Annotated in this window: 17 protein-coding genes and 1 pseudogene; 14 read left to right on the plus strand and 4 right to left on the minus strand. The window is 53.7% G+C overall.

Features of this window, described 5'->3' with window-relative positions:
- The first annotated feature begins 330 nt into the window (after nt 1-330).
- Nucleotides 331-1,158, plus strand: a complete 828-nt coding sequence (locus tag PM3016_RS02830; protein WP_014368354.1) for a PPK2 family polyphosphate kinase — start codon at nt 331-333, stop codon at nt 1,156-1,158.
- A gap of 19 nt (nt 1,159-1,177) precedes the next feature.
- On the opposite strand, the gene PM3016_RS02835 is transcribed toward PM3016_RS02830, so the two are convergent.
- On the minus strand, nt 1,178-3,139 hold the full coding sequence (locus PM3016_RS02835) for an ABC transporter ATP-binding protein (RefSeq protein ID WP_013914376.1): 1,962 nt from the start codon (nt 3,137-3,139) through the stop codon (nt 1,178-1,180).
- A gap of 280 nt (nt 3,140-3,419) precedes the next feature.
- On the opposite strand from PM3016_RS02835, the gene PM3016_RS02840 reads away from it, so the two are divergent.
- The 11 genes and pseudogenes from PM3016_RS02840 to PM3016_RS36975 all read left to right on the plus strand — a co-directional run bounded on the left by PM3016_RS02840 (nt 3,420) and on the right by PM3016_RS36975 (nt 14,970).
- Complete coding sequence (locus PM3016_RS02840) at nt 3,420-4,055, plus strand: 5-formyltetrahydrofolate cyclo-ligase (protein WP_013914377.1); 636 nt, start codon at nt 3,420-3,422, stop codon at nt 4,053-4,055.
- Entirely contained in the window at nt 4,048-4,545 is a 498-nt protein-coding gene (gene moaC, locus PM3016_RS02845; RefSeq protein ID WP_013914378.1) for a cyclic pyranopterin monophosphate synthase MoaC, read from the plus strand. The genes PM3016_RS02840 and moaC overlap by 8 nt, the downstream gene beginning before the upstream one ends.
- Nucleotides 4,546-4,649: 104 nt before the next feature.
- Nucleotides 4,650-5,150 carry a molybdopterin adenylyltransferase gene (gene mog / locus PM3016_RS02850; protein WP_014368355.1) on the plus strand — a complete coding sequence of 167 codons (501 nt, stop codon included), beginning with the start codon at nt 4,650-4,652 and terminating at the stop codon, nt 5,148-5,150.
- Nucleotides 5,140-6,144: a molybdopterin-binding protein gene (locus PM3016_RS02855; RefSeq protein ID WP_013914380.1), complete on the plus strand. Its 1,005-nt coding sequence runs from the start codon at nt 5,140-5,142 to the stop codon at nt 6,142-6,144. Before mog ends, PM3016_RS02855 begins: the two co-directional genes overlap by 11 nt.
- Nucleotides 6,145-6,205: 61 nt before the next feature.
- Nucleotides 6,206-6,559: a twin-arginine translocase TatA/TatE family subunit gene (locus PM3016_RS02860; protein WP_014368356.1), complete on the plus strand. Its 354-nt coding sequence runs from the start codon at nt 6,206-6,208 to the stop codon at nt 6,557-6,559.
- 52 nt (nt 6,560-6,611) lie between these two features.
- Nucleotides 6,612-7,397, plus strand: a complete 786-nt coding sequence (gene tatC / locus PM3016_RS02865; RefSeq protein ID WP_013914382.1) for a twin-arginine translocase subunit TatC — start codon at nt 6,612-6,614, stop codon at nt 7,395-7,397.
- Nucleotides 7,398-7,656: 259 nt separating this feature from the next.
- Nucleotides 7,657-7,938 carry a co-chaperone GroES gene (gene groES / locus PM3016_RS02870; protein ID WP_013914383.1) on the plus strand — a complete coding sequence of 94 codons (282 nt, stop codon included), beginning with the start codon at nt 7,657-7,659 and terminating at the stop codon, nt 7,936-7,938.
- Between the two features lie 120 nt (nt 7,939-8,058).
- Nucleotides 8,059-9,695: pseudogene (gene groL, locus PM3016_RS02875) on the plus strand (chaperonin GroEL).
- Between the two features lie 375 nt (nt 9,696-10,070).
- A complete protein-coding gene (locus tag PM3016_RS02880; RefSeq protein ID WP_014368359.1) occupies nt 10,071-11,750 on the plus strand; it encodes a hypothetical protein in 1,680 nt (559 codons plus the stop codon).
- A complete protein-coding gene (locus tag PM3016_RS02885; protein ID WP_014368360.1) occupies nt 11,747-14,710 on the plus strand; it encodes a DEAD/DEAH box helicase in 2,964 nt (987 codons plus the stop codon). Before PM3016_RS02880 ends, PM3016_RS02885 begins: the two co-directional genes overlap by 4 nt.
- Before the next feature lie 14 nt (nt 14,711-14,724).
- Nucleotides 14,725-14,970, plus strand: a complete 246-nt coding sequence (locus PM3016_RS36975; protein WP_014368361.1) for a hypothetical protein — start codon at nt 14,725-14,727, stop codon at nt 14,968-14,970.
- A 421-nt stretch (nt 14,971-15,391) separates the two neighbouring features.
- On the opposite strand, the gene PM3016_RS02890 is transcribed toward PM3016_RS36975, so the two are convergent.
- The 3 genes from PM3016_RS02890 to PM3016_RS02900 all read right to left on the minus strand — a co-directional run bounded on the left by PM3016_RS02890 (nt 15,392) and on the right by PM3016_RS02900 (nt 20,573).
- On the minus strand, nt 15,392-16,972 hold the full coding sequence (locus tag PM3016_RS02890; protein ID WP_014368362.1) for an S-layer homology domain-containing protein: 1,581 nt from the start codon (nt 16,970-16,972) through the stop codon (nt 15,392-15,394).
- Between the two features lie 199 nt (nt 16,973-17,171).
- Nucleotides 17,172-17,915, minus strand: a complete 744-nt coding sequence (locus PM3016_RS02895) for an S-layer homology domain-containing protein (protein ID WP_014368363.1) — start codon at nt 17,913-17,915, stop codon at nt 17,172-17,174.
- Between the two features lie 174 nt (nt 17,916-18,089).
- Nucleotides 18,090-20,573 carry an O-antigen ligase family protein gene (locus PM3016_RS02900; protein ID WP_014368364.1) on the minus strand — a complete coding sequence of 828 codons (2,484 nt, stop codon included), beginning with the start codon at nt 20,571-20,573 and terminating at the stop codon, nt 18,090-18,092.
- Nucleotides 20,574-20,784: 211 nt separating this feature from the next.
- On the opposite strand from PM3016_RS02900, the gene rfbA reads away from it, so the two are divergent.
- Both rfbA and PM3016_RS36900 read left to right on the plus strand, forming a co-directional pair.
- The gene (gene rfbA, locus PM3016_RS02905; RefSeq protein ID WP_014368365.1) at nt 20,785-21,651 is read left to right on the plus strand and encodes a glucose-1-phosphate thymidylyltransferase RfbA; all 867 of its coding nucleotides are present in this window, start codon (nt 20,785-20,787) and stop codon (nt 21,649-21,651) included.
- 21 nt (nt 21,652-21,672) lie between these two features.
- Nucleotides 21,673-23,046 carry an ABC transporter permease gene (locus tag PM3016_RS36900; RefSeq protein WP_014368366.1) on the plus strand — a complete coding sequence of 458 codons (1,374 nt, stop codon included), beginning with the start codon at nt 21,673-21,675 and terminating at the stop codon, nt 23,044-23,046.
- Nucleotides 23,047-23,050 lie beyond the last annotated feature (4 nt).

Consider the following 23,050-nt stretch of genomic DNA (forward strand, 5'->3'; position numbering starts at 1 on the left):
TTTTGGGGGCCCCTGATTTCGCGGCACGCGTGGATAAGTTTTCACAGCCTCCCTGTGTATAATGTGGATAAATCTGTGGATTGAATTAAAAAAGCCGATAATATCAAGGAAAACGACAAATTTTTATGTGGATAAGGTTGTGGATAGGAACTTCATTTTTCTGGATATCCTCAACTAATTGTAAGCGAATACACAAAACCGTGGACAACGTCGCGCGAATTCGGTCCACATTGTGGACAACCCGTGTTCAGATCAGGGACTGATTCGACTCTATCCACAAGGGTGATATAAATACAAAGCGTGAAACCCGAAGAAAGGACGGTGGACCCTGTGCTGAATCGATTCCGGCTGCATCAAAGCGAAGAGGTGGACCTGTCTTCCTTTGATCCCGAGGAGACCGGAGGTATTGAGAGCAAAGATCAGATCCGCGCAGAGTATGAAGACCTTCAGGAAAGACTCAAGGAGCTGCAGGACAAGCTGTACGCAGGCAAAAGCCATGCGGTGCTCATCATCTTCCAGGGTATGGACTGCAGCGGCAAAGACGGTGTGATCAAGAAAGTACTGGCGAACCTGAACCCGCAGGGGTTCCGGGCGGAGAGCTTCAAGAAGCCGACGGCCGATGAGGCGGCGCACGACTTTCTGTGGCGCACGCACAAGGTTATGCCGGCCAAAGGCTATATGGCCGCCTTCAACCGTTCTTACTACGAGGATGTGCTGATTACCCGGGTGCACGGCCTGATCTCCGACGAGGAAGCGGACCGCAGGCTGGATCATATCCGGCATTTTGAAGCGCTGCTGCTCGACAACCATGTGGTAATCATCAAGATTTTTCTACATATCTCACCCGAATTCCAGCTTGGCAAAATCCGGGAGCGGCTGGAGAGCCCGGAGAAGCTGTGGAAATTCGATATGAGCGATCTTCAGGAACGCAGATACTGGGAAGAGTACCGCAAAGCGTATGAGGTGGCGCTGGCCCGCTCCGCAAAAAAGCGCAGTCCCTGGTATGTCGTTCCCGCCAACAAGCGTTGGTTTCGCGACTACCTGGTGCTGCGCATTATCGTGGAGGAACTGGAGGCGCTGCCTCTGCAGTATCCGACCCCGGAGATCGACCTCGCCGGATTGTTCGACGACCGAAACGACCGCCGTCCGGAGGCTTAACGTAATTCGGGGAGTCCGGCTATTCGGCCAGTCCCTCCCATTCTTCATAGCAGGCCGTAAGCTGGGCGCGCTTCTCTTCGAGGAGCGCGTTCTTCTGCTGTACGAGGACGTAGTCGTTATAGACCTCGGGCAGAGCCAGCTCGGCTTCGGTCTCGCCGATCTCCGTCTCAAGCTGGGCGATCTGGGCTTCGAGCTGCTCCAGGCGGCGCTGCCGGGACCGTTCCTCACGTTTCGCCTGCTTGCCTGCTTCATACCCGCTGCCTTTGATGCTGTCCGTCTCCTGTACGGAGGATCCCGCGCCACCGGCGCTCTTGGCGCTCCGGGCAGCAGCCTCCTTCGCGAGACGCTCCTGCTCCATCTCCGCGAGCTCCTGCTTTTTCTCCATATAATCGTCGTAGTTGCCGAGATATCCGGTGACTCCGTCCGCTGCCAGCTCCAGCATGCTCTCGGCCATCTTGTTCAGGAAGTACCGGTCATGGGAGATGAAGAGGAGGGTGCCTTCGTAATCGATGAGGGCCGACTCCAGCACTTCCTTGCTGTATAAGTCCAGATGGTTCGTCGGCTCGTCAAGAATCAGAACGTTGGCCTTCAGCAGCATAAGCTTGGCGAGCGCCACTCTGGCTTTCTCGCCGCCGCTGAGCGATCCGACCTTCTTGAAGACGTCTTCGCCGCTGAACAGGAACGAGCCGAGCACCGTGCGCACCCGGGCTTCCTCCAGGTGCGGATACTCGCTCCAGAGCTCTTCGAGCACCGTGTTGTGCGGGTTGAGGCCGGTCTGCTCCTGGTCATAGTACCCGATCTTCACGTTGGCTCCCCAGGTGAACGAGCCGCGGTCCGGTGCGTGCTGGCCGATCAACGTCTTCAGCAGCGTCGACTTGCCGACCCCGTTCGGGCCGATCAAGGCGGCCGTATCGCCGCGGCGCAGCTGGAAGGTCACGTTCCGGATGAGCGGGTTGACCCCGTCATACGAAACGGCGACGCCCCGCACATCCAGCACCTCGCGGCCGGAGATGCTGTCGACCTCGAAGGAGAAGCTCGCCCGCTTCAGGTCCCCCAGCGGCTTGTCGATGCGCTCCATCTTCTCGAGCGCCTTGCGCCGGCTCTGGGCCCGCTTCGTGGTCGAAGCCCGCACGATGTTGCGCTGGACGAACTCCTCCATCTTCGCGATCTCGTCCTGCTGCTTCTCGTACTGCTTCAGCTGGATTTCGTAATCGGCCTCCTTGAGCTCGACATACCGGGTATAGTTGCCGGTATAGCGGCGCGAGGTGGTCCGCTCGATCTCGTAGATGGCATCGACGAGCGCGTCGAGGAAGTACCGGTCGTGGGATACGACCAGGATGGCGCCGGAGTAGGAGCGCAGATACTGCTCCAGCCACGTCAGGGTCGCGATGTCCAGATGGTTCGTCGGCTCGTCGAGCAGGAGCAGATCCGGTGCTTCGAGCAGCATCTTGGCGAGCGCGAGGCGGGTCTTCTGGCCGCCGCTCAGCGCCTGCACCGGCGTGGCGGGATCCATGCTTCCGAAGCCCATGCCGTTCAGGATGCCGCGGATCTTGGCTTCGATCTCGTAGCCGCCGCGCTCGCGGAATCGGTCGGAGAGCTCGGCGTAGCGCTTCATTGTATCTTCCGTCTTTTTCTCGTCGGCCAGCACCGTCTCGTCAGCCATAAGCGCCTCCAGCCGGCGCAGCTCTCCCTCGGTTTCCAGCAGATCGGAGAAAACGCTGAGCAGCTCGTTCCACATTGAGCGGTCCGAATGCAATCCGCTGTTCTGCTTGAGATACCCGATCCGCGTCTCCTTGCTCTTGAAGATCTGGCCGCCGTCATACGACAGCTCGCCGGCAATGATCTGCAGCAGCGTCGACTTGCCCGCCCCGTTCACGCCGACCAGCCCGATCCGTTCCCTGGCCTCAATTTGTAATGATATATTGGAAAGCACGGTATTGACCCCGTAGCTTTTGGTGATTCCCGACACCTGCAGCAGCATGGTTGACAAGCCTCCCGAACCCTGAATTAATCGATGGATAACATTGATCTTGGATGGCTGCCTATTGAATGATAACGACAGCTTCCTACCCTTGTGTAGTGTAGCATATTCCCGCGCCGCTGTGCATTCCTTCTCCGGCTTCCCCCGGGGCCGGTGGGCCGGGTTCCGGCAGGTTGTCCGGCTGCCCGGAGACGCGGGCGGGGAGGAGGCTGTTTTTATTTTCATGTTGTGATAGAATGTTGGTATTCCAGAATTGAACCGCTAAAGAGAGGCCGCCCTCATGAATATAAAAGAGAGAAAAATCGAGCTTCGCCGCCAAGCGGAAGCCATTCGGTCTGCCCTGACGGAGGAACAGCGCAAAGAGAAGTCCGCCGTCATCAGCGCCAAGGTGATTGAACGCCTGGAAGAGCTGCTGCAGCCGGATCCTTCCGTGCGCCGGCGTCCGACGCTTTTCACTTATATGCCCGTGAAGACGGAAGTCGATGTGACTCCGGTGCTTGAAGCCTGTTGGAAGCGCCACTGGCGTGTGGTCGTTCCCAAGGTGTTCGCCGCCCACAAACAGTTGAAGCTGTATGAAGTCCGTTCCTATGCGGACCTGGAGCGGGGGACCTGGGGCATCCGCGAGCCGGTCGCCAAGGCCCAGCAGCTGATGGACATCCGGCAGATTGACGTTGCGCTCGTACCGGGACTGGCCTTCGACTTAAGCATGGGCCGCCTGGGCTACGGAGGCGGGTTCTACGACCGCTTCATGCAGCAGTACGTACGCACGGGGCTGCCGAAACCTTATATTATCGCCGCCTCCTTCGATGAGCAGCTGATCCCCGAGGTCCCGATGGGGCTGTTCGATTTCCGGATTAACGAGCTCATCACCGAGACGAGAACGATCGTGGAAGGGAGCGGGAAGAACGATGGCTGAGCAGGACAAGGGAGCAGGAACTCTGACCCACTTTGACGGGGAAGGCCGGGCCCGGATGGTGGATATCTCGGACAAGGCCGAGACCGTCCGCACGGCTGTGGCACGGACTACCGTAACCATGCAGCAGGGGACGCTGAATCTCATCAAAGAAGGCCGGATCGGCAAGGGCGATGTGCTGGGTGTCTCCCAGGTTGCGGCGATCATGGCCGCGAAGAAGACGTCGGATTGGATTCCGATGTGCCATCCCCTCCCGCTGACGGGGGTGGAGGTCCGCTACTCCGATAACGGGGACAGCGAGCTGTATATTGAAGCGACTGTCAGGACCAAGGGCCAAACGGGCGTGGAGATGGAGGCGCTGACGGCGGTTTCGGCCGCTGCGCTTACGGTGTACGACATGTGCAAAGCGGCGGATAAAGCGATGCGCATCGGACCCACGCTGCTGCTCAGCAAGACGGGCGGCAAGAGCGGCGATTATCAGGCGGAGTTATAGACAATGGGCGGGAGCCGGCTCCGGTCTTCGCAGGAAGCGGACAAGCCGGCCTTTGACCCTGATTTTTTGTATGCACAATCCATACCCGGGAAAGGAGCAGGCTTATGCGCTGGAAGGTGGCTATTTTGACCGCAAGCGACCGCGGATCCCGCGGGGAACGGGAAGACACGAGCGCCCAGGTGATCCGGGAGCTGATCGAAGAAGAGATCGGCGGCGAGATCATCGAATACCGTGTCGTACCGGATGAGAAAGACGAAATCATGGCCGCACTGATCGAAATGACCGACTACTTCAAAGCCGATCTTATACTCACCACCGGCGGAACGGGCCTCGCTGCCCGCGATGTGACGCCCGAAGCCACGCTTGGCGTCATTGACCGCCAGGCTCCGGGCTTCGCCGAAGCGATGCGTATGGCGTCGATGCAGAAGACGCCGCGCGCCATGCTCTCCCGGGCCGTATCCGGCATCCGCGGACGGACGCTGATTCTCAATCTTCCGGGTGCGCCGAAGGGCGTGATGGAGAACCTGTCGGCGGTGATGGGCCAGCTTCCTCACGCGCTCGGCATCCTCACCGGCAGGGAAGGGGATCACGGCGATGAAGCGTGAGGATCTCCTTCAGGAGGTGGCGGTGGAGCAGGCGGTCGGCCTGATGCTGGCGCATGACCTGACGCAGATCCTTCCGGGCCGGTTCAAGGGGAGGCTGTTCCGCAAAGGTCATGTGATCCGCGAAGAGGATATCCCGGCCCTGCTGTCCATCGGCAAGGAGCACATCTATACGATGCGGCTGGTGGACGGCATCCTGCACGAGGACGAAGCCGCGCGCCGGATGGCGGAAGCGGTCCGCAGTCCGCAGGTGGAGCTGACCGAGCCGCATGAAGGCAAGATCACGCTCAAATCGGCGATCCATGGCCTCGCGGTCATCGACAAGGCGCGGATCGATGCGATGAATGCGCTCGACGGGATCGTCATGTCGACGATCCGCTCGCATACCCCGGTGAAGCCGGGGCAGCCGCTCATCGGCACCCGCGTCGTCCCGCTGATCATCGAAGAGGAGCGGGTCGCGGAGGTGGAGCGCATCGCCGCTTCTTCGGAGGAGCCGGTGCTCCAGGTGAAGCCGTTCCGTCCGCTGCGGGCGGGGCTGATCACCACCGGCAGCGAAGTGTTCAAGGGCCGCATCCAGGACAAGTTCGGTCCGGTGGTGCGCGAGAAGCTGGAAGCCTTCGGTTCCGAGATTATCGAGCAGCGGTTCGCTCCGGATGACAGCAGTGTGATCATCCGGGAGATTCAACGGTTCCTGCACGAGGACAAGGCGGAGCTTATTCTGCTGACGGGCGGCATGTCCGTCGATCCGGACGATCGCACCCCCGGGGCGATCAAGGCGGCCGGGACGGATATCGTCTCCTACGGCACACCGATGCTGCCGGGCTCCATGCTGCTGATGGGTTACATCGAAGGAGTCCCGATTATGGGGCTGCCCGGCTGCGTCATGCATGACCCGTTCACCTCCTTCGACGTGCTGCTCCCCCGCATCTGTGCGGGAGAAATCATTGAACGTCAAGATATTACAGAACTCGGGTACGGCGGGCTGCTCGGCTGTTAAAGCCGGCGGTTCCGCGCCGTGCCCTGCAAGCATTCCCATACCAACACAAAGGAGCATGCTTATGTTTGGGAATATAGGCATCACCGAATTTCTTCTTATCGCGGTCATCGCGCTGCTCTTGTTCGGACCGAAGAAGCTGCCGGAGCTCGGCAGGGCGCTGGGCAGGACCCTGCGCGAATTCAAGCAGGGGACCCGCGAGCTGATGAACGACGAGCCGGACGCCGCGCCGCCGCGCAAGGACGTAACGCCGCAGGAGCCGCCGGCAGCGGTGCCGGCCCAAGCACCGGTACAGGCGCCGGCGCAGACAACGGGAGATCCAGTGCAGGCTCCGGCAGCCGCACAGAACCAGCCGGCAGCGCCGAAGTCCGAGACGCCCGCGGAGAACCGGGCGGATCAGCGCCGGCTCCCGGATTGAGAGGCGTCCCGTACGCCGCACTATCATGAACTTCCTTGGCAGGTGAATCCGCATGAATCATGAAGAAGAAGGAATGACGCTGGTCGAGCACCTGACCGAGCTGCGCAAGCGGATCGTCTGGGTTCTGCTTGTTCTGGTCCTCGGGATGGTCGTCGGATTGGTCTACGCCAAGCCGCTGATCCTTTACCTGCAGTCCATAGCACCGATCGCGAATGTGAACTGGCATACATTCTCCCCTTGGGAGCCCATTAAGCTTTATATGAACTTCTCCCTGGTCACGGGGCTGCTCATTGCTCTGCCCTTTGCCCTGTACCAGACCTGGGCCTTTCTGAAGCCGGGACTGCGCGAGGTGGAACAGAAGGCTTCGCTGCTGTACGTTCCTTTTGCCTTCTTCATGTTTCTGCTGGGGCTGGCATTCGGTTATTTTGTCGTATTCAAAATGGCCTTCCTGTTCACCTCCTCCATCTCCGCGAACCTTCAGCTGACCGAAACCTACGGCGCTGCGCAGTACTTCTCGTTTATGTTCAATATCCTTCTTCCGATCGCGCTCGTGTTCGAGCTGCCGATTGTGGTGATGTTCCTGACCAAAATCCGGGTGCTCAACCCGCTGCTGCTGAAGAAGGTCCGGCGTTATGCTTATCTGGCCCTTGTGGTGATCGCGACCATGATCACACCGCCGGATGCAGTCTCGGCGATCGTCGTGGCCCTGCCGATGATTCTCCTGTACGAATTCAGCGTCTTCCTCTCGGCAACCATTTACCGCAAGCAGCTGCTGGATGATCAGGCGTGGGAAGCCGAGGCGGCCACCTTGGAAGGAAGCTCAAAGTCTGTCGATTGACAGGCTTTTTTCTTTTTGGGGCGGGGGAGTAGGACGGTGGGGCAGGAGCCCCGTTCCAGCCCGCTGCCACAGGAAGGCTTCCGTATATTTCCGCTTTCCTTGGATACAATGGGGGAGGTGTGAAAAAGTTGTAAAAGCACTTGCAAATTCACAGCGAAGTCGGTATCATAAAGAGTGTTGTTAGCACTAGACACATTCGAGTGCTAATAACAAGATTCGACTCGACTCTGTACCTAATTTTAAAGGAGGCTATTTTCTCATGATCAAACCGTTGGGTGATCGCGTAGTTATTGAAGCCATTGCAAAAGAGGAAACGACCGCAAGCGGCATCGTTCTGCCGGACACAGCGAAAGAGAAGCCGCAAGAAGGCAAAGTCGTCGCTGTAGGCAGCGGTACCCTGAAAGACGGCGAGCGTATTCCGCTGGAGCTGAAAGAAGGCGACCGCGTGATCTTCTCCAAATATGCCGGTACGGAAGTGAAATTCGACGGCCGTGAGCTGTTGATTATGCGCGAAAGCGACATCCTGGCGATTCTGGCCTAGGAACGCAGCCGCTATATACTTAAGTTTTAGACCGTTTTTCCTTACTTACACTAAGCTTCCGGAGTCGTCCGGAGGACGTATACATGGCAGTACCATTTCAATTATCGGGAGGGTTCATTCATGGCTAAAGAAATTAAGTTCAGCGAAGACGCTCGCCGCGCGATGCTCCGCGGGGTTGACGCTCTGGCGAATGCCGTTAAAGTTACACTCGGTCCTAAAGGCCGCAACGTGGTACTCGAGGAAGAAATTCGGTTCCCCGCTCATCACCAACGACGGCGTGACGATCGCGAAGGAAATCGAACTCGAAGATGCTTTCGAGAACATGGGCGCCCAGCTCGTGAAGGAAGTAGCTACGAAGACGAACGATATCGCAGGTGACGGTACGACGACCGCTACGGTTCTGGCTCAAGCCATGATCCGCGAAGGTCTGAAGAACGTAACGGCAGGCGCTAACCCTATGGTCATCCCGCAAAGGGATCGACAAAGCGGTTCGTGCAGCGGTTGAAGAACTGGCAAGCATCTCCAAGTCCATCGAAGGCAAGCAGTCCATCGCTCAAGTAGCGGCGATCTCCGCTGCTGACGACGAAGTGGGCGAGCTGATCGCAGAAGCGATGGAGAAAGTGGGCAAAGACGGCGTTATCACCGTCGAAGAGTCCAAAGGCTTCGCTACGGAGCTGGAAGTGGTTGAAGGTATGCAGTTCGACCGCGGTTACATCTCCCCTTACATGATCACGGACACAGACAAGATGGAAGCGGTCCTCGACAACCCTTACATCCTGATCACCGATAAGAAGATCACGAACATTCAAGAGATCCTTCCGGTTCTTGAGAAAGTGGTTCAATCCGGCAAGCAGCTGCTGATCATCGCTGAAGACGTGGAAGGCGAAGCTCTGGCTACGCTGGTTGTGAACCGTCTGCGCGGTACGTTCACTTGCGTGGCTGTCAAAGCTCCTGGCTTCGGCGACCGCCGCAAGGCTATGCTCGGCGACATCGCTGCCCTGACCGGCGGCCAAGTGATCACGGAAGAGCTCGGCCTCGAGCTGAAATCGACGCGTCCGGAGCAGCTGGGTTCCGCTCGTCAAATCCGTGTAACGAAAGAAAACACGATCATCGTGGACGGCGCCGGCGACAAGAAAGACATCGGTACGCGCGTATCCCAGATCCGTGCCCAACTGGAAGAAACGACTTCCGACTTCGACAAAGAGAAGCTCCAGGAGCGTCTTGCGAAGCTGTCCGGCGGCGTAGCTGTCGTGAAGGTCGGCGCAGCAACCGAAACCGAGCTCAAAGAGCGCAAGCTCCGCATCGAAGATGCCCTGAACGCTACGCGTGCAGCGGTTGAAGAAGGTATCGTAGCAGGCGGCGGTACGGCTCTCGTGAGCGTGTACAATGCTGTAGCAAGCGTAAATGCAGAAGGCGACGAGAAGACGGGCGTGAACATCGTTCTGCGCGCTCTGGAAGAGCCTGTCCGCACGATCGCAGCTAACGCTGGTCAAGAAGGTTCCGTCATCGTGGAGCGCCTGAAGAAAGAAGCAACAGGCGTAGGCTACAACGCGGCAACCGGCGAGTGGGTCAACATGATCGAAGCCGGGATCGTAGACCCTGCGAAGGTAACCCGTTCCGCTCTGCAGAACGCGGCTTCCGTAGCGGCTATGTTCCTGACGACCGAAGCGGTTATCGCTGACAAGCCTGAAAAAGATAAGCCTGCTATGCCTGACATGGGCGGCATGGGTGGTATGGGCGGCATGGGCGGATTCTAATCCGATCCTGTCCGTGGAAGACGGCAGCATCCTCAGGGGTGCTGCCGTCTTTTTTTTGTTTAAGCGAATGGTTGTCCAAAAGGATGTTAGGATGCTCCTGCCAAAGAGACGCTGCAAGCCGGTGGTCTAACCGTCTGTGTGATGATTCGGCCCTTCAGGTGTGACACCCCATTCATAAGCGGTCCCAGCCCTCCACCTCCACGTATCCGAACGGGAATGCGAATCTTCTAGTGTCCGGAAAAACTTTGAACTGCAGTTGGAATTTGCGCTGCGTGACCGTATGGACGCGTTGGCCATCCATGCCGTCCAGGTATTTATGATATACTTGGAGGGCACAAAAGTAGAATAGAACTTTCAGAAGTATGGAGGCATGACATGCTTCACTTGACGTTGAACGGGCTGGCCGCAGCGGTCTACCGTTATTTTTCATACCCTGTGTTGGAGCAGGGCTGGCAGGTGTATTCCGAAGGGCGGATTATCGAATATACCGCGGAGGGTGCGCTGGTTCAGGCTTATGTGGAGGATGATTCCCCTGATTGGGAACACCCTAATCGGGTAGAGCTCAACTTGGAAGATCTTAGATACAGCACGTGCGACTGTCATTCGGATGGCTACTGTGAGCATATGGCTGCCGTTGTGTTCGAATGGTGCGACCGGGCCGATTACGATCCTTCGAAGCTCCTGAAGTCCGGGACCTCGGCATTGGGGGGCGCAGGCGGCGGTACGCCTGTGCGCGAGTCCTCTTCTGGAGGAGAGGACAGCAGCTGGGCCTCCATTCTGGATTCGCTCACTACAGCAAGAAGCCTGCTGCCCAGGGAGGAACCGTCTACAGATCCGGAAGCCCCTGTACAGGGGAGCGGGCCGGCGAGCTGGTACAAGTATTTTCGCAGCCGGGTTCATCCGAACCGGTTCAGCTCTCTTGCCTCGGCTTCGGCACTCTACGACAAGGTGCTGGGTGAACTGCTTCCCATCGCCGCCGGGTGGGAAAAGACCGCCGCCCAGCTGTATGAGCTGCATGTAATTTTATTTGTGATGAAGCTGACGGAGGAGATTCAGGGGAGTCATTTTCGGCAGCAGTATGATTTTTCTTATTATCAGCGGATGGAGGTCTACCGGGATCTTGCTTCCCGCTGCTGGGATCATCTTACAGGACTGCTTAAGGAGATTCACAGGACAGAAGCCCGTGAGCGCTATGATTCGCTGCTTCAGGAGACGGAAGAGGTGCTGCATTCGCATGCCCAGCCGGCCTCCGGCACGGTAGTGCCCTGGATGCAGACGTACACGGCTCTGTGGTGGGACCTGCTCTGGAGCGAAGCGGGGGCTGCAAGGGAAAAAGCACGGCTGCAGAAGGTATCCGAAGAGGAGGAGCTTCCGGCTTCCCGTGCCGAATGGCTGATGCATGCGCAGCTTCTGTTCGCCATGCGTGGTGGTACGGATGAGGAGGCCATGGAGCTTGCCGGCCGGATGGGCCATGCGGCGCCGGCGAAGGTGCTGCCGTACCTGGAGGTTATGGCTCGTACCCGGGCATGGGAACGCCTGAGAGCATGGCTGCAGTGGCTGGTTCCCTGGATGACACGCGTTCCGGGCGGGCAGCTTGGCAGCTACTTTGACCTGTGGGAACAGGTGAGAGGGGCGCGGGGCTTGGACCAGGAGTGGAGGGATGCCGTCTTTGCTCTGCTTCCCCGAAGCCTGGATTACTACACGGAAGAACTCATGAGCACCGGCAGATATCGGGAATGGGTGGATATCCATCTCGTTCTCGGCTATACGCCGATGGACTTTCGGGCCAGCGAGCTCAAACCGATTGAGAGCGAGCATCGGGAGCTGCTGCTCCCCTGGTATCATCACAGCGTGGAACTGTTCATCGCGGAGAAGAACCGGGACGCGTATAAGCGTGCGGTACGGCTGCTGAAGAAGCTGCAGAGCCATTACAAGAAGCTGAAGCGTACGGAGGTCTGGGACCGGTACCTGGCCTATCTGACGACCCGTTATTCGCGTCTGCGGGCGCTGCAGCAGGAAATGGAGAAGCTGCGAAAAGGAGGGGATGCTTCGTGACGCTGCTGAAGACATTAGCAGAAGTCCACGGAGCCTGTGAGGCCGACGGCAGCTGGGAGCTGTGGGCCGTCAGCGAGCGGGGCCAAGCGTTCTCGGCTGCTGAGCTTCGTCTGCGGTTGTTCGCCTGGCATGGACGCAGCTTGTATGGTGCGCTGCTCGAGCCGGGCAGCCAGCCGGACAGCGTTCGCCTGAGCGCCTATGCGGCGCTGGAGTACCTGGCTGCGCCGGGTACGGCCATGCATCTGCCGCTGCGCTGGTCGGCACAGCTGGAAGCCGCCAGGCAGCTTGCTGCCCTCGGCATGGAGGCGCTGCGCAGCGGCTGGTACCGTCCTGACGCCGAGGCGTGGCAAGCGGGACGCCTTGGATGGCAGCTTGTCGTGCCGGAGGCCCGTGCGGCTGAGGCCGCAGCGCTGCTCGTGGCAGCTGCAGGGCACGGCATCGACGGCCGCGCCTGGTTCAGCCGGGCACTCGGCGAGCTGCTGCAGAGCGACCCGGCCGTGCAGGCGGCCTGGGACGAGCTGCAGCGGGAGCAGCCGCTGCTGCAGGCGGCGGCCCTGGACTTGGCCGTGGGCGATGAGGCCCTGGCCGAGGCTTCGCTGCGGCTGGACGAAGAGGCCTGGCTGGCCGCTGCCGGCTGGCGTCCCGACGAGGTGCCGTTCCGCACCTGCTTCCAGCTTATCGAGCCGGAAGACGACGAAGAGGAGTGGACGCTCCGGCTGCTGCTGCAGGATAAGGACGACCCGGCCCGGCTTGTGGAGATCAGCCTGGCGGCCGATGGGCTGCTGCTGGCTCCTGACGGCCTCCCCGATGCATGGGCCGAGCATGCGGCCCGGCGGGTGCCGCAGGACGTGGAGCGCAGCCTCCGCGCGGCTCCGGAGCTGGAGCGTGCAGACGGCAGCGGCTTGGTGAGAAGCCGGCTGGGTGAGGCCGCAGCCTGGCTCTTCCTGCATGAAGGCAGCCTGAAGCTGCTGCAGGCCGGCTACTCGGTGTTCCTGCCGGCCTGGTGGGAAGAGCTGCAGAGGCTGACGCCACGCCTGAAGGCGAAGCTGAAGTCGTCGGCCGGTTCCGGCGGAGGCTCCCTGCTGGGCCGGGATCAGCTGATCCAGTTCGACTGGAAGGTCGCCATCGGCGATATGGACTTCTCCGAAGAGGAATTTGCCCGCATGGCGGCGGAGAAGAAGCGCCTGCTGAAGGTCAGGGGGCGCTGGATTCAACTGGACCCTGCCATGCTGAGGCAAATGCAGGAGGCCATGAGAGGGCCGGAACGGCGCGGAGGCCTGTCGCTGCGCGAAGTGCTGGAGCTGCATTTGCTGGCCGGAGAACAGGCGGAGGGTAACGCGTCGGAGGAAGGCGCAGCCGGAGAGGGGGCAGATGCTCCCGCGCTGCAGATGGAGGTGGAGCTGAACGCCCATATGGCGCAGCTGCTTCAGCATCTGCAGCACACGAAGCAGATCCCGATCGTAGAGCCGCCGGCGGGGCTGCGGGCAGAGATGCGCTCCTATCAGAAGGAGGGTATGTCCTGGCTCCTGTTCATGCGGCGGTTTGGACTCGGTTCCTGCCTTGCGGATGACATGGGGCTTGGGAAGACGCTGCAGTTCATAGCTTACCTGCTCGCTTCCCGGGAGCAGGCGGCGGGGGAAGGCAGGCGGCTGGCCCCGGCCATGCTGATCTGCCCTACCTCGGTGCTCGGCAATTGGCAGAAGGAGCTGGAGCGGTTTGCTCCGTCGCTGAAGGTGCGTCTGCATTATGGTCCCCAACGGCTTCAAGGGGAGGCTTTTGCAGAGGCCGTGGGCCGGGTGGATCTTGTGCTGACCTCCTATACCCTCGCTCAGATGGACGAGGAGACGCTCTCCGGCGTGCATTGGGATGTAATAGGGCTAGATGAGGCCCAGAACATCAAGAACGCGTATACGAAGCAGTCGACGGCCGTCCGGCGTCTCGAGGCAGGGCATAAGATTGCGCTCACCGGTACGCCGGTCGAGAACCGGCTGACGGAGCTTTGGACCATTTTCGACTTCATCAATCCGGGGTACCTGGGCAGCCTCACTGAATTCAACCATAAGTACGTGGGGCCGATCGAAAAGACAAGAGATGAAGTGCTGCTCGGCCGTGTGCAGAAGCTGATCCGTCCTTTCCTGCTGCGCCGGGTGAAGAAGGACCCTGCGATTCAGCTGGATCTGCCGGAGAAGTATGAGACGAAGGCCTACGTATCGCTGACGGTTGAGCAGGCTACGCTGTACGAGAATGTCGTTCAGGATCTCATGAATCGGATCGATACCTTGAGCGGTATGGAGAAAAAAGGCCTCATCCTGGCCACCCTCACCAAGCTGAAGCAGATTTGCGACCATCCGGCACTTTTTCTCAAAGACACTGGTGGAGCAGCGATGGAGTCGGAGCTGGAACGCTCCTCGAAGCTGTCCCGGCTGCTGGAACTGGTACAGGAGCTTCGCGCCGAGGGGGAGAGCTGCCTGATTTTTACGCAGTTCGTCGATATGGGCAATCTGCTCCAAAACACGCTGGAAGAGCAGCTTGGCGAGCGGGTGCTGTTCCTGCACGGCGGGGTGCCTAAAGCGCAGCGGGATACCATGATTGAAGGCTTCCAGCGTCCGGATTCAGCGGATGGGGAGCGCAGCAGCGTCTTTATCCTCTCCTTGAAGGCCGGAGGAACAGGGCTGAATCTTACGGCGGCCAATCATGTGTTCCACTTTGACCGGTGGTGGAATCCCGCTGTCGAGAACCAAGCGACCGACCGGGCGTTCCGCATCGGACAAACCCGCAACGTGCAGGTGCACAAGTTCATTGCCCTCGGTACGCTGGAGGAGCGGATCGATGAGATGATCGAACGCAAGCTCGGACTGAGCCAGCAGATCGTAGGCACCGGGGAGAACTGGGTGACGGAGATGTCGACGCACGAGCTCAGGGAGCTGTTCGCTCTTCGGCGTGAGTGGGTCGGCAAGTGAGAGGAGGATAGGCGATGAGTGAAGATTCGCATAGGCTTGAAGATGAACGATCGACAGCAGGTTCTTCGAATGAGGGGGCTTCAGGTGCTTCGGAAGAAGCTGTGAGCACTTTGAAGCCCAAGCGTGGAAGGAAAAGCAAGACGCCTCCTCCGTCCGACCCGCTGGAAGGCTTAGACGTGGAAGGATCGCCTCATTTGCAGGGCATGTCCCCAGCTTGGCAGCGGCTGTATGAGGCGATTGGGAAAGCGGCGAAGTCTTAACAAGAAGGCTTGGTACGGCACAGCGGATGCTGCAAGCGTGCGGGTTATGCAGCTTGGTGCTGGGCGTGAGCGTGTTATTTAGGGTTTGGTCTAAGGTGGGGTCCATGCGACAGCCAGTGATTCCAAGTGGAACTTCTTGGCTGGCCTCCTGCTTCTGCCTATCGCCCGAGCCTGATTGTATTTGTATACGTCAGCTGCCATCCAAACGGGCATGGTGATTTATGCGGTCTTAGTATCGTGCTTGCTTCCAAGCTTGTGGGAAGGGAAAAGACCTGCAATTAGGCTTGAGGCTGAAGCAGACTTGCCTAGTACAGCGAGAAGTGGATACTGCGCTTCCTGCCCGTTCCTTAAGCATAACAAAGGGGCTATCCCAAAGTAGATTGCTCTACTGGGATAGCCCCTTTGTTATTTGGCTTGAATCTTAGTCGATGAAGTCAGCGAGCGTCAGGAAGCGTTTCAGCATCGTGGCTGCTTGAGCACGAGTAGCTTCGCTTACTGGAGCAATTTCGCTGTCCGTCAGACCGTTGACCAGACCTGCATTGATCGCAGCTGCAACTTCAGCTTGAGCCCATACGATGCTGTCCGCATCGTCGAACTTGCTGAGTACTTCAGCTTGCTTGGAGGAGGAAACGGCAGTTTCGATACCTGCATAGTTCGCAGCACGAACGACCATAGCGGCCAGTTCTTCACGAGTGATTTCCGCGTCCGGACGGAACGTGTTGTCCTCGTAACCGTTGATGATGCCTGCATACGTAGCGGATGCTACCGTGTTAGCATACCAAGCGGAAGAGTTCACGTCTGTGAAGTAAGTGTTCGTCGTTACAGCGTTCAGGCTCAGGGAACGTACAACCAGAGCAGCGAACTCTGCACGAGTGATGCTGCGGTCCGGTTGGAACTCGTCCGCCGTTACGCCGTCAACAACCAGCTTGTTCGCGAGCAGTTCCACATCGGATTGTGCCCAGTGGGAAGCCAGATCGTCGAAGGACTTGTTGGACTCAATAACTGTGTAGATGCTGTTGCTGTTACGCTTCAGCGTAGCAACCGTCTTGCCGTCGGTCGTTTCGAACGTAGTCGGTACGAAGCTCAGCGTCTTCGTTGTTTCGTTGTACACAACGCCGGCCGCTTTCTTCGAATCTACATTCTTGTTAACGTTCAGCGTACGGGAAACGAACGTTTTGCCGAGGTCAACGGAAACCGTTTTGCCTTTCGCGCTTGCTGTCAGGTTGAAATCAACAGCGATTGCGATTGGAGCAGCACCCAGGGCGTAAACAGCTTTCGTTACATCCTCGCCTGCTTTCTTGGCAATCGTCACGGTGACCGTAACGTCCTTCTGCTCAGCAGAAAGGGACTTCGCCAGAGCATCGCCGTTCAGTACGGACAGAGGCAGAGTGTACGTGCCGTTGTCGGAGATCACGGTGATCTGTGCGTTGTTGTACTTCTTCAGCGCATCGAGCAGAGCGGACAGAGGCAGGTCCAGTTTCTCGCCTTTGATCGTGATCTCTACTTTGTTCGTTACGTCAAAAGCACGTTGCAGCTCGTAAGCCGATACGGAACCTGTAGTAGCATCGATTTTGCCGTTGGTGCTAGTGGAAGCACCGCCGCCACCGCCACCAGGGCTCGACTTTTTGCCGGAGTTGTTAACGCTGTACGTAGCGCCAAAAACGCTGTTGAAGTAAACGTTCAGGTTCACGCTGTCGTATGTTGTCGAGCTGACGCTCTTCGACCAGTTCAACCGGAAATCGTAGCGACTTGTCGAAGGGTTGTAGGTTGCATATGTAGCGGACAGGATGGAAGAACCGGATGCGTAAGTAGTCAGATATACACTATCTCCAACATTGTTGTATGTATCCGAATATACTGAACCGCTAACCGTTCTGTTGTACTTATTGTACACTACGTTTTCAAAGTGAACTGCTGCCAAAGCAAGTACAGGAAGCAGAATCGAAACAAACATGAATAATGCCAGGGCTTGGGAAGTCTTTTTTATTACGCGTGTGTTCATGCCAGTAGTGCTCCTTTTGTTTCTCAATAGATTTGTTTGTTGTTCATTCGATTGCACTTTGTATTCACACCTCCTTTTCCAGTGCATATTTGTAAGAACCAGGGTTTATTCTATCATCAATCCGACATAATTGGTAGTATTTACACAAAAAAAGAAGGTAGATTCACAAAGAATCCAACCTTCTTTTGGCATTATTTCATTACAGGCGATCCGCCAGCTTTAAGAAACGCTTCAGCAGCACAGCCGCTTCCGCCCGAGTAGCTGGCTTCGACGAACCCAGCTGGTTGTCGGTTACACCGTTAATAAGGTGGGCATTCAATGCAGCAGCCAGTTCCTGGTGAGCCCAAACGACTTCATTCGCATCGGTGTACCCAGACAGCAGCTTATCTTGCGTATCTTGAGGGACATGAGTAGAGATTTGAACATAATCCAGCGCACGAATAATAACGGCAGCAAGCTCTTCACGTGTTGCGGAGTCATTCGGACGGAAGGTATTATCCTCGTAACCGTTGATGATGCCGGCATACACCGCCGATGCAACAGTGTCAGCGTACCAGGCGGACTCATTGACATCGGTGAAGTAAGTGCTGGTTGTTACCGATGAGAGTTCGATAGAACGAACAATCAGGGCTGCAAATTCAGCGCGAGTGATGGCGCGGTCCGGTTGGAACTCGCTTGCCGTTACGCCGCTGATCAGGCCTTTGCCTGCGAGCAGTTCAATATCAGCTTGAGCCCAGTGGGAAGCTAAATCTTCGAAAGTAACCTCCGCATAAACGTTGTCATTTACGCTATATACGTCCGTATAAACGGAATCGGATACCGACTCATTCGTGCTTGCTGCACTGGAGTCTGTTGCTGCGAATGCCATAACAGGCAGCATGATGGCCATCATCATGAGGGCTGCGAGCAGGCTCGCGATTTTGCGGGATACAGCATGGTTCATCTTACGTATTCTCCTCTCAGATTGTAGGCTAATTATGTAGGAGGTGTCCTCAAAGATATAATCAAGTAAACACACAGCCTTTATAGCACAATAGAAACTATTGTAACACAACTAAATAGAAGAATGGTAGCTCACCCAAGCTGGGATAAGCTACCATCACCAATGGCATTACTATTAGAGTTTCGCATTGACCAGGCTTTCGATCTTCTGCTTCTCTGTCGGATCCTTTGCGAGGAGCTTGTCCATCAGCGGCTGGTCATTCTTGCCCTGCTTTTGCAGCGCGGCGAGATACCAGCGGATATTTTGGACCACGGCTGCGTCGTCCAAGGAGCCGCCAATACTATTCTTGAACTTATTTTCTGCTTCTGCATGATTCCCACGGAAGAAGTAAATTTGTCCTAAGGCAAGTGACATGCGCGGTGTGATATTGAACGGGTTACCTTGGCCTTGTTCTTTCGGCAGTGTAGCCAGGTGCTTTTGCTTTTCCTCAAACTGTTTAAGGGTGGCTAAAGCTGCGTCCCAGTGTTGATTCTGCTGCTGTGCATTCCCCGATTCACGAGCCTTATGCCCCAGGTCCGTGTTTAAAGAGATACTGAGTTCATACAGCTCCACTTTCCATGGGAAGTTATTTAATTCTGTGTTAGCCAATTCAAGAGCTTTTTGGGTCTTTTCTTTTGTAATGTAATTGTAAATTTGGCGTTCTGTCAAAAAGTAATTAGATGGCTCTTTTTGTCTAGCTTGCTGTAGTAGGGTGTCCGCCTCTGTAAAGTACTTTTCATCCTTCGTTTGATTATAGGCTTGCAGCAGAAGAGCGACTTTTTGAAGAACGTAGTCCGGATGGCTAGGTTGTTTGCTAAGAGCGCTGTTCAACGGTGTGAGGATCTCAGTCAAACTGCTTTGACCTGAAGACCCCAGAGCTCTGGATTGATTGAAATTGCTGTTCGCATTAACCATTTGAATGGAACGGAAAAAGAAAATCAAGCTGACGAGAAGGATGATACTCGGATAAACCCATTTTCCTTTTGCACTGAATTTATCTTTCCAAGTTGTGCTCAGTTCGTTAGAGTCCGTAGCGATTAAAGTGCCCAAGGAAAGAAATAAGAGCAGGCCGAGATAAACGTAGCTAAGATCGAAGTCTAAGGCACTATGGACGAGCAGCGAGATGGATATAATGTAAAAAATAAATCGGCGATTTCGTTGCTGTTCATCTTGTTTGATATAGTTTTTGATAAATATATAAAAAACAAGGATGAGCAAGACGAGGAATACGGTCAAACCAAGAATACCGGATTCAGTTAAGTATTGCAGATAGAAATTGTGAGCTTGCCGGCTAGTATAAGGGTTATTTTGATACTTTTCATATAGAGCGGCCCAGGCACCGCCTCCTGCTCCCACCAACGGATAATCGCTCACGAGTTTCATAGCATCCATGTAGAATGTCCCGCGTTCCAATACGCTGTGCTGCTGGAAATTGATGTTCTCTACACGGATCCTAATATTCTCGGGCAGCAGTTTTGTGATGCCACTGTCAGTTAATAAAAGAGATACGCCAATCCCGCCTAAGATGACCGCAGCCAGAGGTAATACGAAGTGGCCCCACCGTTTATTAGTCATTCCGTTCAGTCGCTGATCCACCCATGGGGATACATAGCGTTGAAGAATAATGGATATACCGGTGTAGAGGAGTGAAACAAGCAGGAGACTGAGCCAGCCAGAGGAAGCTAAGGCCGTATTATACCCCCGGAATTGAGTTACTCCTATAGTGGTAAGTTTGGTAAGGATCGTGAATGACAAGATAAATGAGATCAGAAGATGAAGCAAATACATAACCTGACGCTGAGGCTTCAAAAATGGCAAGACCAATAACAAAACCGCAGGTAAAATAACAAATCCGCCGCGGGATAAAGTGACGAAAAAGGAAATAATGATAGGTACAACCATAAAGGAGTGAATACCTACCGAATACCATTTAGAAGAGTTGATTAATAGAAATACGGAGCAAAACAACACCCCTATCAGAAAGCCGGCATAGGTGTTCGCGTACTGAAAAACTGAAGTAAGACGCGGACCATTAGAATCCTCCATAACGGCATGCAAATAGAAGTTATCCTTCATAGCTGAAGCAAACCACTTTACCAGGCTAAACGCAGTCTCTTTGTTTCCCAGCCAGTTCATCATTCCAAAGAGAACGATAAAATAGGCCGACGTCATAAAAGCATTGCGTAAAATTGAAGTTCCTAGTTCAGTTTTTGCCAGGTAATAAGCGGTGAGAAAGAAGGTGGCATAGACTAACTGAATATAAACCATATTCATCGCGAAATTTGTAGAAGCTGCAGAGAAGCTGGAGATATAATAAGTAGCCGGGATTGCCCAAATCCATACGGCAGCTATATCAGACAAACGTTGAAGTGACCACTGAAAATATAAGAAAATGGAGAGAAGAATGATGATTATACTACTCCATACAAATGAGGAGTAGATCGGCGCTTCGAAATCAAAATTATTTCCGTTAAATAATCCGCGCTGAAAAGGAGACCAGAAAAGAAAAACGACAGTAATCGTGGACAATAGCCAAAAAACGATGGAACTTTTCTCAAATTCTTGCGTCTGTTTTTGTAGGCCTGCAGCATAGGTCGAATGCTGTTTCTTTTGATTCATAGTAATCTCCTCAATATATTTTTTCACGATACTTTCAAGTGGTATCATATCATAACTAGTATTATCACACCAACAACTGGTACTATATGTCTTATCCTGCAGAATTGTAGTATTTGTTACTTTTCTTTGATAGAATATCCTAGAATAAAATGGGGGAAATTGTTTCATTACAAGGAGCTTCTAATAAAAGTTAGCATGTGGGAGGCATAACGTGAAAGGTATAATTTTAGCTGGTGGGTCGGGTACGCGACTTTATCCATTGACAAGAGCAGTTTCTAAACAAATCTTACCGGTTTATGACAAGCCAATGATCTATTATCCTTTATCTGTACTTATGTTAGCTGGTATCAGAGATATACTTATTATTTCAACACCAAGAGATTTAGGAGTATTCCAAGAGTTGCTTGGTGATGGATCAAATTTAGGTATTAACTTTCAGTATACTGTTCAAGAGAAACCAAATGGGCTAGCTGAGGCTTTTATTTTAGCTGAGGATTTTATTGGTGAAGACTCGGTAGCATTAGTACTTGGAGATAACATATTTTACGGCCAAAATTTCTCCAAAACACTTCAGAATGCCTCTTGTTTAACTGAAGGGGCCATAATATTCGGATGCCTAGTAAACGACCCGAGAGCCTATGGGGTAGTTGAATTTGATAGTTCTGGGAACGTCCTTTCTATTGAGGAAAAACCTATTCAGCCCAAATCAAACTATGCAGTACCTGGACTTTACTTCTGTGATAATAAAGTTGTTCAAATAGCTAGGAATGTAATTCCTTCTGAGCGAGGGGAACTGGAGATCACTTCAGTGTTAAACGAGTACATGGCTAAAAATAATTTGAAGGTGGAGGTTTTTGGGAGAGGGATGGCATGGCTCGATACAGGGACACACGAATCTCTGTTGGAGGCAAGTAATTTTGTTGAAGCAATTCAAAAGCGCCAAGGATTATACATTTCATGTATTGAAGAGATAGCATATCGTATGGGTTACATTGATAAAAGGAAGCTAGTGGAACTAGCTCAACCTTTGTTAAAAACAGATTATGGCCAATATCTATTGAATTTAGCAAAATCATGATTTTTTTGAGGAGAATGTTCTTTGCAGAAGAGAAAAAGGGCTGTAAAAATAATCGGTATTTTTGTTTTGTTTTTTATTGCATTTTTTTTGTGTCTATCTGGTATCTTAACTCCCCCTAAAGACTATAAGATTCTTATTGAGGTTAAATCAAATCAATCAGACAACTTCCAGTTGTACTATAGTCAAATACAGGAGTCTTTCAACGAAGCTAATTCCATTATACAAGAATATTCAGCGCCAGGTTTCAGTATTCTCAAATTTAATGTTAATACAGATATTACGAAAATGAGGTTAGATTTAGGATCTAAACCTCAGGAGATAACAATCAAGGATATTAAATACTCGACTTTCTTTGGTAATTATAGTGTGAGCCTTTCTGAATTAAACGCTATCGACTCTAATCATTTATCGGATATTTCAAAAGGTATTAATGGGTTGCAAATAAACACCATTGGTTCTGACCCATTTATAGTGTTACCGATTGATGAAGCGGTTTTAACTAAGGTGAAAAATGATAACCAAAAAAAAGAGAGATTTCTCTCTCTTATTTTGGCAGTAGTGTGTGCTTTTTTCTCAACTCTACTCAATATAAGAAGGAAACTTTTACTAGGTTATGTTAGGGAATTAGTTGTTCAACGTGACTTGATCTTCAATCTCTCAAAGAATGATTTTAAGACAAGGTATGCAGGATCATACTTAGGTATTTTTTGGGCGTTTGTTCAGCCTATCTTCACTATACTGGTTTATTGGTTTGTCTTTGAAATTGGTTTTAGAAGTGGCCCGGTGAATAATGTTCCTTTTGTTCTCTGGTTTATGGCTGGTATGATACCATGGTTTTTCTTCTCGGAGGCCCTTACAAACGCTACGTACAGCTTTCTTGAATATTCTTATTTGGTTAAAAAAGTTGTTTTTCAAATCAAGGTGCTTCCTTTGGTTAAGGTAGTTTCCGCTTTGTTCATCCATATTTTCTTCGTGTTGTTCATTATTATAATTTATGCTGCTTTTTCATATTATCCGACAATTCATTTTATACAATTAGTATATTACAGTTTTTGTATTTTTATGTTGGTGGTATGTTTATCTTTTATAACTTCTGCATTGATTGTTTTTCTTAAGGATGTGGGCCAAATCCTCAATTTAGTCCTACAATTCGGTATGTGGTTAACCCCCATTTTGTGGAGTTATCAGATGATTCCTCAATCTTATCAATGGCTGCTTAAACTTAATCCAATGTACTATATAGTAGAAGGATATAGAGATTCTCTAATCAATGGTGTTTGGTTCTGGGAGAGATTTAACCAAACAGTATATTTTTGGTCATTAGTCGTATTGATTATGATCATCGGATCCTTTATTTATCGAAAACTAAAACCGCATTTTGCGGATGTATTATAGAAAG

This window comes from Paenibacillus mucilaginosus 3016 (genome assembly GCF_000250655.1).
Lineage (GTDB): Bacteria > Bacillota > Bacilli > Paenibacillales > NBRC-103111 > Paenibacillus_G > Paenibacillus_G mucilaginosus.